This is a genomic window from Mucilaginibacter celer, assembly GCF_003576455.2.
Taxonomy (GTDB): Bacteria; Bacteroidota; Bacteroidia; order Sphingobacteriales; family Sphingobacteriaceae; genus Mucilaginibacter; species Mucilaginibacter celer.
This window is the reverse complement of sequence record NZ_CP032869.1, coordinates 6137866-6150712: the sequence shown is the minus strand read 5'-3', so window position 1 is coordinate 6150712 and position 12847 is coordinate 6137866. Positions and strand designations below refer to the sequence as shown.

General features: G+C 45.4%; 15 protein-coding genes. 8 read left to right on the top strand and 7 right to left on the bottom strand.

The features are described from left to right. The first annotated feature begins 139 nt into the window (after positions 1–139). Entirely contained in the window at positions 140–928 is a 789-nt protein-coding gene (locus HYN43_RS25605; RefSeq protein ID WP_119406727.1) for a DUF1835 domain-containing protein, read from the top strand. 29 nt (positions 929–957) lie between these two features. Here HYN43_RS25605 and HYN43_RS25600 read toward each other — a convergent pair whose 3' ends face one another. Beyond that, positions 958–1758 (bottom strand): hypothetical protein, encoded by an 801-nt coding sequence (locus HYN43_RS25600; RefSeq protein WP_119406726.1) that lies wholly within the window; start codon positions 1756–1758, stop codon positions 958–960. Positions 1759–2039: 281 nt separating this feature from the next. Between HYN43_RS25600 and HYN43_RS25595 the strand changes: the two genes are divergently transcribed. From HYN43_RS25595 to nadD, 4 genes are all read left to right on the top strand, one after another. Beyond that, positions 2040–2915 carry a YicC/YloC family endoribonuclease gene (locus HYN43_RS25595; RefSeq protein ID WP_245447017.1) on the top strand — a complete coding sequence of 292 codons (876 nt, stop codon included), beginning with the start codon at positions 2040–2042 and terminating at the stop codon, positions 2913–2915. An 87-nt stretch (positions 2916–3002) separates the two neighbouring features. Further along, the gene (gene gmk / locus HYN43_RS25590) at positions 3003–3575 is read left to right on the top strand and encodes a guanylate kinase (protein WP_119406724.1); all 573 of its coding nucleotides are present in this window, start codon (positions 3003–3005) and stop codon (positions 3573–3575) included. 111 nt (positions 3576–3686) lie between these two features. Continuing rightward, complete coding sequence (locus HYN43_RS30830) at positions 3687–3980, top strand: four helix bundle protein (RefSeq protein ID WP_342633836.1); 294 nt, start codon at positions 3687–3689, stop codon at positions 3978–3980. A gap of 71 nt (positions 3981–4051) precedes the next feature. Continuing rightward, on the top strand, positions 4052–4624 hold the full coding sequence (gene nadD / locus HYN43_RS25580; protein ID WP_119406723.1) for a nicotinate (nicotinamide) nucleotide adenylyltransferase: 573 nt from the start codon (positions 4052–4054) through the stop codon (positions 4622–4624). 20 nt (positions 4625–4644) lie between these two features. On the opposite strand, the gene HYN43_RS25575 is transcribed toward nadD, so the two are convergent. From HYN43_RS25575 to HYN43_RS25555, 5 genes are all read right to left on the bottom strand, one after another. After that, entirely contained in the window at positions 4645–5508 is an 864-nt protein-coding gene (locus HYN43_RS25575; RefSeq protein WP_119406722.1) for a hypothetical protein, read from the bottom strand. A 1-nt stretch (position 5509) separates the two neighbouring features. Beyond that, entirely contained in the window at positions 5510–6169 is a 660-nt protein-coding gene (locus HYN43_RS25570) for a hypothetical protein (protein ID WP_119406721.1), read from the bottom strand. A gap of 44 nt (positions 6170–6213) precedes the next feature. Further along, positions 6214–6708, bottom strand: coding sequence for a nuclear transport factor 2 family protein (locus HYN43_RS25565; RefSeq protein WP_162996630.1), 495 nt, complete (start codon positions 6706–6708; stop codon positions 6214–6216). Between the two features lie 301 nt (positions 6709–7009). Further along, the gene (locus HYN43_RS25560) at positions 7010–7609 is read right to left on the bottom strand and encodes a hypothetical protein (RefSeq protein WP_119406719.1); all 600 of its coding nucleotides are present in this window, start codon (positions 7607–7609) and stop codon (positions 7010–7012) included. After that, positions 7606–8919, bottom strand: coding sequence for an amidohydrolase (locus HYN43_RS25555; protein ID WP_119406718.1), 1314 nt, complete (start codon positions 8917–8919; stop codon positions 7606–7608). The genes HYN43_RS25560 and HYN43_RS25555 overlap by 4 nt, the downstream gene beginning before the upstream one ends. Positions 8920–9095: 176 nt before the next feature. Here HYN43_RS25555 and HYN43_RS25550 point away from each other — a divergent pair, with 176 nt between their 5' ends. The 3 genes from HYN43_RS25550 to HYN43_RS25540 all read left to right on the top strand — a co-directional run bounded on the left by HYN43_RS25550 (position 9096) and on the right by HYN43_RS25540 (position 12353). Continuing rightward, positions 9096–10205 (top strand): ligase-associated DNA damage response exonuclease, encoded by a 1110-nt coding sequence (locus HYN43_RS25550; RefSeq protein ID WP_119406717.1) that lies wholly within the window; start codon positions 9096–9098, stop codon positions 10203–10205. Next, a complete protein-coding gene (locus HYN43_RS25545; protein ID WP_119406716.1) occupies positions 10202–11818 on the top strand; it encodes an ATP-dependent DNA ligase in 1617 nt (538 codons plus the stop codon). Before HYN43_RS25550 ends, HYN43_RS25545 begins: the two co-directional genes overlap by 4 nt. Positions 11819–11891: 73 nt before the next feature. Beyond that, positions 11892–12353 (top strand): MaoC family dehydratase, encoded by a 462-nt coding sequence (locus tag HYN43_RS25540; protein WP_119406715.1) that lies wholly within the window; start codon positions 11892–11894, stop codon positions 12351–12353. A gap of 109 nt (positions 12354–12462) precedes the next feature. On the opposite strand, the gene HYN43_RS25535 is transcribed toward HYN43_RS25540, so the two are convergent. Next, on the bottom strand, positions 12463–12846 hold the full coding sequence (locus HYN43_RS25535; protein WP_119406714.1) for a hypothetical protein: 384 nt from the start codon (positions 12844–12846) through the stop codon (positions 12463–12465). Position 12847: the final 1 nt, after the last annotated feature.

Sequence of the window (12847 nt, the reverse complement as noted above, 5' to 3'; positions counted from 1 at the left end):
ATAGTTTTTATGAGACAGCCCTGCCGTCCTGGCGGGGCTTGTTTGCTATCGGGGGCCAATAATTTTCATTATTGTCATAACAAATCAAAAACTCCTCCTTTAGGGGGCTGAGGGGCATTATTTTTTTAACTTAGCCTCTATGAACTCCATTCTCCACATTTTAAACGGCGATGCTGCCTTAGATGGTTTTGAGCAAACAGGTCTTGACGGCGATGTTATGGTTTGGCGCGAGGTATTTTCTGAAGGGCCTCTACAGGAAAACATTCTTTCCGCAGATTTCTGGAACGACCGCCGCGATTGGATAGGCCGTGCATTTGATGCTCCGGCCGATGATTATCAGCATAAAGTATTGGATGAATTGGGCAAACTGAACTGTCCCTACAAGGAGATTAACCTGTGGTTTGAGTTTGATTTGCATTGCCAGGTAAACCTGCTGGGTGTGCTGGAGATACTTTCGTTAAAAACCGATATGTCGGCCCCGGCTATTTATCTGATTTGTTTGGCCGATTGCGTACAGTTTGAAAATAAAAAAGGCCTCGGCGAACTAACCGGCCGGCAATTTGAAGAACTATACGATGCCCGCGAACGCCTTAACGAATGGGAGCTTGGCCTTGCCGCCGATGCATGGCGCTTATATGTAAACAATGATACAGCCGCGCTGGAAAAATGGCTTAATGAAAATACTTTTTGGGGAGGCATACCGCTGCTTAAACCTGCATTAAAAGCACATCTTAAACGTTTGCAGGTTAATGCTGATGGCTTAAGTTATATTGAACAAAAACTGCTCGGGATCTATAATGGCGGTGCAAAAACCAAAATAGATCTTTACAAAACCTTCTGGAAAAACGAGGCTATTTTTGGCATGGGCGATTCAGAGATTGATATTTACCTGGATAAATTAACGGAGAAGGGGTTGATCTCGCTATAAACCCATAAAACAACGAAAAGATATGGCGTTTACTGATTAGGCTTCTTCAACGTTACCGGTCCCTCGCCAAGTTTTACGGTGGTATCCTGCTTAATAAAGGTAGGGCTATTCAGGCTTTCAAGCTTATCCTTTTCATTGCTGTCCTTATAATAATTATAGGCTTTCAGCATGTGCTTAATCAGGTCGTACTGTGTCCAGCCTTTCAAATCTTCGTACGTTGGGCTGTAGTAATTCATGAATTTACGGGCCAGTGTATCGGTTGCCAGGCCGGTGTACTGCTTCACAAACGGAATGTTGTAGCGCTTATTAATTTCGGCCTGCTCCAGTTCGCTTTTTGCATCGCGTGCAAAGCGGCGGGCGCGGCCGGGGGTTTTACCAAAAAGCTCATACACGCCCTGCAATGGGTTTGATAACATGGATAATATGGGTGGCTTTCCGTTGTAATAGGCTCCCTGCTTTTTATACTCGTTCATTACCTCATTAAGCTCCTGCCTTTTGGTTTGGCCTACAATTTTCACCTCGCTTAGTTTAATAACGGGTTGCAGGGCAACGGGCATATCGCTGTTGTTTAACACAACTACTTTTAGCGGGGTATATTCGTCTTTGGTAAATAGCAGGGTATCACCTATGCGGGTTTTAATGGTAAACCAGCCAACATCATCGCTCATCATCATCACCTTGGTATTAAGGTCTTTGATCAGCACCTGCCCAACCCTGTCGGGCGAACTTTTTTTGGAAGTTATCCCTTTCAGGGTAAACTCCTGTGCCGAAGCGCTAATGGTAAACAGGCATAATAAGCCTATGATATGCAGGTAAAAACGATTATGCATTAGTGATAATTGAACGTAAATATAGGAGTTGTATTTTATACCAAATGTGAAAAAGTGTTAAAGGGCGCGCTTGCGCGCTGGTGATTAGAGGTTGGAGATCAGAGATTAGAGGTTGGAGGTTAGAGATTAGTTTTTTGTCTCAAAAGCCAACCTAATCTCTAACCTCCAACCTCTAATCTCTCAAAAATCAGCCTAACCTCTAATCTCCAACCTCTAATCTCCCGGTAAATTCCTAATCTCTAACCTCAAACCACTAATCTCTAAATTTACTATCTTTGCACATGATAAAATCCATGACAGGGTATGGAATTGCCAGTTTTGATACCGGCAATACAAAATATACCGTAGAGGTTAAATCCCTGAACAGCAAATTTTTAGAGTTATCGCTTCGTTTACCGAAAATTTTCGCCGAAAAAGAGTTTCAGCTGCGTAATGATTGCAGCAAGCTTATTGAGCGCGGTAAAGTGAATTTATCCATCAATGTGGAACAGGTTGGCCAGGCCGTTAAAGCTGCCGGTATTGATAAAGATCTGTTGAAACACTACTACCAGCAGCTTAAAACAGTAAGCGAAGAGCTTGGCGAACCAACCGGCAACCTGCTGCAATTAGCATTAGGCTTGCCCGAGGTGGTTAAATACGAAGAGGATACCATATCTGAAGATGAGTGGAAAGCTGTTGAAAAAACATTTCAGCAGGCACTGGCCGCTTTCCAGGATTTTAGGGCGCAGGAGGGTAATGTGATTGAGCAGGACCTGAAACAGCGCATCGGCACCATCCTTAAAAACCTTGAGCTGGTTGAACTGGAAGACCCTAAACGGGTACCCCTGATCCGCGAGCGCCTGGATACCTTTTTGGCCGAAGCAGCTAACCGCGAAGCTATCGATCAAAACCGCTTTGAGCAGGAATTGATCTATTACATCGATAAGCTTGATATCACCGAAGAAAAGGTAAGGCTTAAAGCTCATTGCGAATATTTTATCGAAACCCTTAAAAATGCCGACGCCAATGGCAAAAAGCTGGGTTTTATTTCGCAGGAGATAGGCAGGGAAATAAACACCCTTGGCTCGAAAGCCAACGATGCCAACATCCAGAAACTGGTTGTAGGCATGAAAGAAGAACTTGAAAAAATTAAAGAACAGCTTTTAAACGTATTGTAAAGTTCATAGTTGTTGGTTCATAGTTCATGGCTGCTACATTCCATTTACTAAAACCAACTATAAACCATGAACTATGAACCATGAACTATGAGCCAAAACGGTAAACTCATCATATTTTCGGCTCCGTCGGGAGCGGGTAAAACCACTATAGTACACCATTTGCTGGGGAAGATCCCTACGCTCGAATTTTCTATTTCGGCCACCACGCGCGAGCGCCGTGGCGATGAAGTACATGAACAGGATTATTACTTCATCAGCAAGGAAGAGTTTTTGCACCGAATTGCCAAAAAGCAATTTGTAGAATTTGAAGAGGTTTACACCGGTACATTTTATGGTACCCTGCGTACCGAGATTGAACGCATCTGGGCAAACGGTAAAACCGTGATATTTGATATTGATGTAGAGGGCGGCCTGCACCTTAAGCGTAAATACGGCGCACAGGCATTGGCTATATTTGTTCAGCCGCCATCATTGGAGGTTTTGATTGAGCGGTTAACCGGCCGCGGTACCGATAGCGAAGAAAAACTGCAGGAACGTTTTGCAAAAGCCGAAAAAGAGCTTAAATACGCACCCCAGTTTGATATTATCCTAAAAAATTACGATCTTGAAACGGCTTGCAAAGAAGCTGAGGAATTGGTGAGCGCGTTTTTAACAAAATAGTTTGCAGTTTTCTGTTGGCAGTTTGCAGTAATTAATGGGAACTTATAAAGACTTATTGCTGTACAAGAAAAGTTTTAGTCTTGCTATGGAGATTTATTTTGTCACAAAACAATTTCCGAAAGAAGAAACATTTTCACTCATAGACAAATCCGCCGATCATCAAGATCTGCAAACATCTGTACTATTGAAGCTTATCGCAAGCGTCGCTTTCCAAATCACTTTGTAAGCAAATTAACCGACGTTGATATGGAAAACAGCGAAACACAAGGCTGGCTTGAGTTTTCGTTGGCTTGTAATTATATTAACAACGAGGTTTACGATAAATTACACTCATTGTCTGATGAAATAGGACGTCTCGTTCAATACATGATCGACAATCCCGGAAAATTTGGGGCAGGCCAATAAAAAGGCCAAACCCTGTAAAAACAGTTGCCGTTAACCAACTGCAAACTACCAACTGAAAACTGCAAACTGATATGAAAATTGGCTTACTGTTTGGTTCATTTAATCCTATACACATAGGGCATTTAATTATAGCTAACTACATGGCTAACCATACCACGCTTGATAAGGTGTGGTTGGTGGTATCGCCCCAAAACCCGCTGAAAAAATACGGCGACCTGATCAATACCTACGACAGGCTGGAGATGGCCCGCCTGGCTACCGATAATGCAACCAATATCAGCGTAAGCGATGTGGAGTTAAAACTGCCTCAGCCATCGTACACTATTGATACCCTTGCCCACTTAAAGGAAAAATACCCCGAGCATGAATTTGCCCTCATTATGGGGTCGGATAACCTGGGCACCCTGCATAAATGGAAAAATTATAAGCTTATTCTGCGCGATTACCGCATCTACGTATACCCACGCCCCGGTTATGAAAACGCCGAACTGGCCGATCATCCTTCGGTAACCATTACCATGACGCCACAGATGGAACTATCTGCAACCTTTATCCGCAAATCCATCGCCGAAAAAAAGAACGTGCAGTATTTTGTGCCCGATGCGGTGCTGAAGTTTATTGAGAGTAAAAGTTTGTACAGGTAAAAGATAAACAGGTGGGTGATTTACTCCCTTTTGATTCGTTCCGGCTGATCATCCATTATTTTTTTCCAGGCTTCGGTAGTTAATATTACAAGCGAATTCTTTTTACAGTCCCATAGCGATATAAAATCTTTCGACACCACCATATATTGGTTCCATGTTGTAAATTTCTCATACAACATCAGAGTACAGATATCGGTAACCGTTATAAAACCATCAAACTCCGGCAAATGCGAGTGCATGGCCGATACCTGAATTTTGCTGCTATCTGCACCCGGCTTTGAATAGTAGGATGGAATAAGACTTTTATGCAGTTTTTTCACTTCGGTTACCTTATTATCCTTATCAAAATTAATCAGATAATCATTCCCAAATAGTACTACGCCGGTTACTTTAGGCCCGGTTAGCACATACACTTTTTTAACACCGTTTTGGATAATTGGCACCGGGTTTAAATTGGTATTGTTAAACACCTTGAATGTGGAATCGTGCACCATACATTGCTGCGCGGCATTTTTTAACTCATACAATTCACGCTCTGCAGGCGTTAATGCTCTGGCTGTAGTATCAAGTGTGTAATTGGCCGCGTTAAAGTCCGAACCGAAAGCTATGGTTATCAATGCTCTGGGCGATTCATCGCGCGAGTAGAAAACATTATTACGGCCGGTTGGTGTTTCGTACGAGATAAAGCCTCCGGCCGCCTGCTGTTTATCCTTACATTTTTCTAAAAAGATATCAGTGCCATACCACGATGCCCACTCGGAGTTATAAAGTGTTTTGGCCTCTTTTTCAATTGTGCCTGCAATTTTATTCAGATCCCTTTCCTGGGCGAAAGAATGCAGTATGGGGATTAATAAAACAAGTAACAGGAAAAATATTCTATTCATTTCAATTAGCTTTTGAAATTGCGGTCATCACTTCATAGATAACCGTAAAAAGTGACATCATAAATGAAATAAGAAGTATCAGCTCGCCATGCTTCCGGTCGCCTTCATTGTATTCATAAACCCGCCAGCCATCAGGTAAGGCTCTTTTCTGAAATGCAAGGCGCCAGCCAATCACTAAACCTAACAAGCCACCCGCAAACGCTAATATATAACCGGCTGTTATCCATCCCTTCTGCGATTCTTTGTAGGCTGCCAATGCAATTTCCCGATCTCTTTTAAGCCTGGCCATAACATTGTCGCTCACGTCAACGCCACGTTCGGCAAGCTGCTCGCGGGCATTATTGTAATCGGATATGCGCCACTCGTCGGGTCTTTCAAGTATTTCCATCAGTTCCGCATCGGTAAACTCAAACAGCTGGGTGTCTTGTTCAAGGCCTTCCTCTTCGCTGTTTTTTAACAGTTCGGCGGCGCGAATAAAATCATCGGGTTTTATTTTTACTATGTATTTAACAGCAGGTATTTTATTGTTATACCGGTCTACATCAGCAGAAATGGCACTTTCTTCACTTTGGTATTCGATGTCGTTTTCGTCCAATAACCCGGTGAACTGCCAGGCAGCCGGGGCATCGTCAAATACACTAAATGTGATAAATTCAGGCATATTATTTTGCTGTTATTACAGCGGTATATATTAGTGTAAAGGCATTACATCCCGTTACGCGGAATCCAGGCCTGGCTTTTAATGAGCCATTTGCCGCTTACCACGCGCAGCACAAATGAAAAAGCGCCCTGCTCTTCAAAATGTTCGCCGTTTACGGTGCCGGTGTATTCAACCGGGGCCACGAGGTAAACAATCTCTTCGGTTTGCTGAAAAGTTTTGATGCGCTGCAGATCAACCTTAAAATCTTTTATCTTAAAATCTTTAACAGCTTTTTCAACCGAGTTAATCCATTGCACACCTGCCAGCTGACCATTCCATGAAAAAGGCGGCTGCTCATCGGCAACAACAGCATTTGGGGCGTACAGATCAGACACTTCATCAATACTGAACGTGCCCGATGCTTTAATCACTTTTTCGATGATCTGTTTAACTTCGGGTTTTAACTTAACAACGGTATCGGCAGGTAAAATTGGGCTTGCAAAGGTTTTACCAGCAATAAGCATGCAGAGGCATATCAGGGGGAGTAAATGCTTTTTCATGATCTTATTTAATCCGTGTTCCATGTTATATTAAAGGCCGTTCAATATACAAATAACTTTTTGATTGTTACTGTTCAGCGCTCGCGCTAAAAGGAAAATTGCTTTTAAAATAATCCGGATAACACGGGGCTCCTATGGAGCCAATTCCAATCTTTAACATATTGCTATAAACACGATACCTCCTACCGGAGTTATAAAAAAACATCCGTAGGGGTAACGTGTTTATAGCAAAAACAAAAGGTGTTTCCTGGCTCCATAAGAGCCTCGTGTTTTAAAAAGTGATTCCCTACACGTTCTCCCATCAATCAGGTATGAAGTAATCAACGCTCAGCAGCTTTCCGCTCACGGTATCAAACTCAAGGATCCAGGCATCATCAGTATTGCCTTTGGCAACATTAAGCCTAAACGAAGCGCGTTTATCCATATCCGTACCATGTAAAGCTTCATTTGCCGATTTTGGGAAAAGCTTTTTAAACTCATCCAGCGTTGTAGCAGGGCTCAGCTTAATTTTATCAGTGGTTAAAAATAGCTTGGGATTTTTGCTGAAATCAACGCGGCTAAAGGCCAGGCTATCGTTTTCGGTTTCAAACTGAAGCCCTTTATAATACACATATTTAAAGGTTTTGCCATTAAAAAACGAAACACTCACATCTTCATACCTGGGTGTAACAACGCTATCGGGCTTGCCGAGTTCCTTGCCCGAGGCTTTAAAGCTGGATAGCATTGGCAAGTTACCGTTTAGCTTAACCTTATACCAGTCGATATACTCGCCGTTGGTATCGGCTTTGGTGATAACCAGGGCTTTAACAGTATCGGTTGTTGATTTGGCTGCATTGGTGTTTTTAGCATTTTGCCCGCAACCGAGGCTAAGCAGCATTACTGCTGTAAAAAGATATTTCATTTATGATTAGTTTTGGTTTCCATGTAGTCGATGGTCAAATTGCATAAAGCTTTCACGCCCAGCACAAATCCGCTTTCATCAATATAAAAATCGGGTGTATGGTGCGATGGTGCCCTGACCGGGTCGGCGCCTTTGGGCATCCCGCCTAAAAATATAAATAAGCCCGGTACTTTTTCCTGGTAAAAGCTAAAATCTTCGGCCCCGGTTACCGGCGGGCGTAACAGCACGTTAGCCGTCCCAGCCGTGCGCTGCAGGCTGGGCAGCATTTGCTGGGTAAGGTCGGGATTGTTGAACGTTACCGGGTAGTGGTTACTGTAAGGTATTTTTACTGTAGCGGTAGCGCCCTGGGCTTCGGCCGTTTTGGTGGCAATCGCAGTTACCTTTTCAACCAGCGTCTTCTCGTCGGCCGGGGTAAATGCGCGCAGGGTGCCCAGCATCTCCACCGTTTCCGGAATAATGTTTGATCGGTTGCCGCCCTTTATAGCCCCGATGGTAACCACAGCCGGGTTTTCGGTAATATTGATATTGCGGCTTACAATGGTTTGCAGGTTATTAATGATCTGGGCCGACACCACGATAGGATCCACGCTCGACCATGGATAAGCACCATGCGCCGACCGGCCTTTAACAATGATCTGCATATCATTAACCCCCGCCATGATCCCGCCCTGCCGATAGGTAATTTTACCCACTTCGGTTTGCGAGTTGATATGCAGGCCAAATATGGCATCAACCTTTGGGTTTTCCAATACGCCTTCCTTCACCATTTGCTCGGCGCCGCCTTTCTGGCCGGGTTCCACACCCTCTTCGGCGGGTTGAAAAATGAATTTTACGGTGCCATGTAAATCAGCCTTCATAGATGATAGCACCTGCGCCACGGCCATCAGGATAGCCATGTGCGAATCGTGTCCGCAGGCATGCATCACGCCAACTTCCTGCCCGTTATAGGTTGTTTTTACTTTGGATGCAAACGGAACATCAACACGCTCAATAACCGGCAGGCCATCCATATCGGCCCTTAGAGCAACAACCGGTCCCGGATGACCTCCTTTTAAAATGCCTACTACGCCTGTTGTTGCCACACCGGTTTGTATCTCTATCCCCAGCGATTGCAGGTGTTTGGCAATGATGCCCGAAGTACGCACTTCATGATTACCCAATTCCGGATGTTCATGAAAATCGCGTCGCCAGGTAACTACCTGGCTTTGCAGGGCATCGGCTTTGACATCAACCTGTTTGCGCAAGTTATTTTTTTGCGCTGCCGCGGATAGGGAGAATACCGACAGCAATAAAATGAGGTTTGCTTTCATCAGAGGTTATTTGCTGCAAGTTAAGATAGCAACAATAGGTTGAATATTTATATTTATAAAAAAGGTTGATTTGAGGGGAGATTTGCCGGACGGGATAATTTACTCACCCGCCATCCAAACTCCCCCTTTAGGGGGCCGGGGGGCAAACCAATTTGCACATCAATAGTTTATATACCATGGCCAATAAACCATTGCTTGAATTTACCGACAGGGGCATTTACTGTGCCAAAGGCAAATTTTATATCGACCCATGGAAACCTGTGGATGACGCTGTAATAACCCACGCCCATGCCGATCATGCTTATGTAGGGCATAAGCGTTACCTGGCCCATCATCTCTCACGCGAGGTTTTGCTATACCGCCTGGGCGAAATCAACCTGCAAACGGTTGAATATGCCGAAACGGTGATGAAAAATGGTGTAACCATCTCCTTATATCCAGCAGGGCACGTAATTGGCTCGGCGCAGATCAGGGTGGAATACAAAGGCGAGGTTTGGGTAGTATCCGGCGATTATAAGGTGGAGGACGACGGAATTTCCACACCTTTCGAGCCGGTTAAATGCCATCACTTTATATCCGAATGCACCTTTGGCATGCCGGTGTACCAATGGAAGCCGCAGGTGCAAACTTTTATCGAGATCAATAACTGGTGGCGCAGTAATCTGCACAATGGCCTGGCAACTGTGTTGGTGGGTTACTCGCTGGGCAAGGCGCAACGCATCCTCCAAAACCTCGATCTGTTTAACGGCAAGGTTTATACCCATGGCGTTATCGAAAACACCAACGAGGCCCTGCGCCGCAACGGGGTGCAACTTAATCCTACCGAAAGAATCACGCCCGAAAGCATAAAAGAGGAAGTGCGAAAAGGTATTATCATAGCACCACCATCATCAGTAGGCACACCCTGGATGCGTAAGTTTCAGCCTTATAGTTTTGGTTACTGCTCGGGATGGATGGCCATTCGGGGAGCCAAGCGCCGCCGCGCTGCCGACAGGGGTTTTGTACTATCAGACCATGCCGATTGGGACGGCCTCATCAGCGCCATTGATGCCACAGGCTGCGAGTGTGTTTATTTAACTCACGGCTATACCGCTACGTTTACAAGATATTTGAATGAGATTGGTTTTAATGCGAAAGAAGTGCATACGTTGTATGGAGGGGAGGAAGAAGAGGCCTCACCCGAGCCCTCTCCCGAGAAGAGGGAGCCTGGAACCCAGGTTGAAAATGCAAATAAAGGCCTCTCCTTTGGAGAGGATTTAGGTGAGGCTGGAGGCCCGGCTTTATGAAAGCATTCGCCCAACTCTTCCTCTCTCTTGATGAAACCAATAAAACCAACGAAAAGGTTAAGGTGCTGAAAGATTATTTCAACGCCGTACCCGATACTGATAAAATGCACATGCTGGCCCTGTTTACCGGCAGGCGTCCGCGAAGGCCTATCAATTCAACCCTGGTACGTAACTGGGCTATTGAGGCCTCCAATATTCCGGCCTGGCTTTTTGAAGAAAGCTATCACGTGGTGGGCGATCTGGCCGAAACCATGGCCCTGCTCATGCCCCAAAGCAATCAAAGCAGCAGCAAAACCCTTACCGAATGGATAGCCGAAATCAACACCCTGTACGATAAAAGCGAGGAAGAGAAAAAAGAGTGGCTGATACAAAGCTGGGCTATGCTGGATACGCAGGAACGTTTTGTATTTAACAAACTGCTTACCGGTAGCTTTAGGGTTGGGGTATCGCAAAACCTGGTGATCAAGGCCCTGGCCGATATTTCTGGCCTGGAAGCCGCCGTGCTCACGCACCGTATTATGGGCAGCTGGCTACCCGAAACTTACCAGTTTACGCAACTGATGGAAGAGCAGGACGAGGCGGCCAATATTTCCCGCCCCTACCCCTTCTTTTTGGCCTATCCCATACAGGAAACATCCGAAAAACAAAAAACACCCGCCGAAGTAGGGATAGCTTTAGGTGACGCCGCCGATTGGCAAGCCGAGTGGAAATGGGACGGCATCCGCGCGCAAATGATAAAGCGCGGCGGCGAAATTTTTATCTGGAGCCGCGGCGAAGACCTCGCCACCGAAAAATTCCCCGAATTGCATCCATTTTTAAACGCCCTGCCCGATGGTACCGTGATAGATGGCGAGATCCTCAGTTTTCAACATGGTTTACCCATGCCCTTCAATGTGCTGCAAACCCGCATCGGCAGGAAAAACCTCAGCAAAAAAATACTGGAAGAAAGCCCGGTAGCTGTTATTGCTTATGATTGCCTGGAATACGCGGGCGAGGATATCCGCTATAAAACACAATCAGAACGTCGTGAGGTGCTGGAGCGTCTGCAGTCGGTAACGGCTTATTCCGAAGTTTTCCGGATTTCGGCATTAATTAAATTTGATAGCTGGGAGGAGTTGGGGAAAATTCGCGAACAATCGCGCGCTATGATTGCCGAAGGCATTATGCTGAAACGGAAAAGCGCTGCCTACCAGGTGGGCCGCCGCCGGGGCGACTGGTGGAAATGGAAGATCGACCCGCTATCTGTTGATGCCGTGATGATCTATGCCCAAAAAGGTCACGGCCGCCGGGCCGACCTGTATACCGATTATACCTTTGCCGTTTGGGACGGCGATAAGCTGGTTCCCTTTGCCAAAGCCTACTCGGGCCTTACCGATGCCGAGATCAATAAGGTTGATTATTTTATCAAACGCAATACCATCGAAAAATTCGGTCCCGTACGTACCGTAAAGCCCGAGCTGGTTTTTGAAATAGGCTTTGAGGGTATCAATAAGTCAAGCCGGCATAAATCGGGCATAGCGCTGCGTTTCCCGCGGATCTTGCGCTGGCGGCATGATAAACCCAAGGAAGAAGCCGACACCCTTGAAAGCCTAAAAGCTTTATTAGGTGAATGATAACGATTAATTTGATACCTTTGCGCCTTCAAAATTTAAGGCCGCTGCGTGTGGCCGGTTATTAAATACCGATATGATAGTTATAAAAAGTTTCCAGGAATTTGAACAGCATGTAGGCGAAGAATTGGGTACCTCATCATGGCATACCATTACCCAGGAGCAGATCAACAAGTTTGCCGATGCCACTTTGGATCATCAATGGATCCACACGGATGAGGAAAGAGCTAAAACCGATAGTCCGTTTAAAACCACCATCGCGCATGGATACCTTACACTGTCGCTTACCCCATACCTGTGGAAAGAGATTGTAAAGATCGAAAACCTGAAAATGGAAATTAACTACGGTATCGAAAGCCTGCGCTTTGCCCAGCCCGCACTGGTTAACAGCGAAGTACGCTTAAAAGTGAAACTGGCAGGCTTATTAAACCTGCGCGGCGTAATCAAGGCTACCATGGCTATCGAAATGGAAATAAAAGATCAGCGCAAACCGGCCTTCAGCGGCGAGGTGGTATTTTTATATCATTTTATAGATTGAGCTAACATATTATACCCAACACGCTACAATCTTCTGCTTGTCAAACAAAAAAATCCCGCCGGCCAAGCGCCGAACGGGACATGCATTGCAGGTGCTTATAGTGATATGGTCAGTCGGAAATTCCGTAGGCGGTGTGGATATTGTCCTTCAGCAGGTCAAACCGCACCTCGCCGGCGCTCACTTTGCGCTTTAACTCTTTTAGTTTTTTACTCACGTATTCCAGGCGCACGTGGTTAAACAGTTTATCATAACGTTCAATAACCTCGGCAAGCGATACCAAAATGGTATTGTATTGCGTATAGATCTGGTCAAGTTCTTCGCGGTAAACGGCAGCCAGTTTATGCTCGCCGCTGTAATCGGCAATGTCGGCCCCGTTTCCGTTCAGCTCGGCGTTTGCCCGCTTTATAATGGCCTGTTCTTCCGCAAGTAATTTTTCAAGCAGGAGCAATGATTCAATTAAATGCTCATGTTTACTTTTACTGATGCCGTGCATT

Coding starts and splice junctions, on each gene's coding strand:
- HYN43_RS25545 (WP_119406716.1), top strand. CDS start 10,202: ATGAAAGCATTCGCCCAACTCTTCCTCTCTCTTGATGAAACCAATAAA.
- HYN43_RS25570 (WP_119406721.1), bottom strand. CDS start 6,169: ATGCCTGAATTTATCACATTTAGTGTATTTGACGATGCCCCGGCTGCC.
- HYN43_RS25595 (WP_245447017.1), top strand. CDS start 2,040: ATGATAAAATCCATGACAGGGTATGGAATTGCCAGTTTTGATACCGGC.
- HYN43_RS25550 (WP_119406717.1), top strand. CDS start 9,096: ATGGCCAATAAACCATTGCTTGAATTTACCGACAGGGGCATTTACTGT.
- HYN43_RS25605 (WP_119406727.1), top strand. CDS start 140: ATGAACTCCATTCTCCACATTTTAAACGGCGATGCTGCCTTAGATGGT.
- HYN43_RS25565 (WP_162996630.1), bottom strand. CDS start 6,708: ATGAAAAAGCATTTACTCCCCCTGATATGCCTCTGCATGCTTATTGCT.
- gmk (WP_119406724.1), top strand. CDS start 3,003: ATGAGCCAAAACGGTAAACTCATCATATTTTCGGCTCCGTCGGGAGCG.
- nadD (WP_119406723.1), top strand. CDS start 4,052: ATGAAAATTGGCTTACTGTTTGGTTCATTTAATCCTATACACATAGGG.
- HYN43_RS25600 (WP_119406726.1), bottom strand. CDS start 1,758: ATGCATAATCGTTTTTACCTGCATATCATAGGCTTATTATGCCTGTTT.
- HYN43_RS25560 (WP_119406719.1), bottom strand. CDS start 7,609: ATGAAATATCTTTTTACAGCAGTAATGCTGCTTAGCCTCGGTTGCGGG.
- HYN43_RS25555 (WP_119406718.1), bottom strand. CDS start 8,919: ATGAAAGCAAACCTCATTTTATTGCTGTCGGTATTCTCCCTATCCGCG.
- HYN43_RS25575 (WP_119406722.1), bottom strand. CDS start 5,508: ATGAATAGAATATTTTTCCTGTTACTTGTTTTATTAATCCCCATACTG.
- HYN43_RS25535 (WP_119406714.1), bottom strand. CDS start 12,846: ATGCACGGCATCAGTAAAAGTAAACATGAGCATTTAATTGAATCATTG.
- HYN43_RS25540 (WP_119406715.1), top strand. CDS start 11,892: ATGATAGTTATAAAAAGTTTCCAGGAATTTGAACAGCATGTAGGCGAA.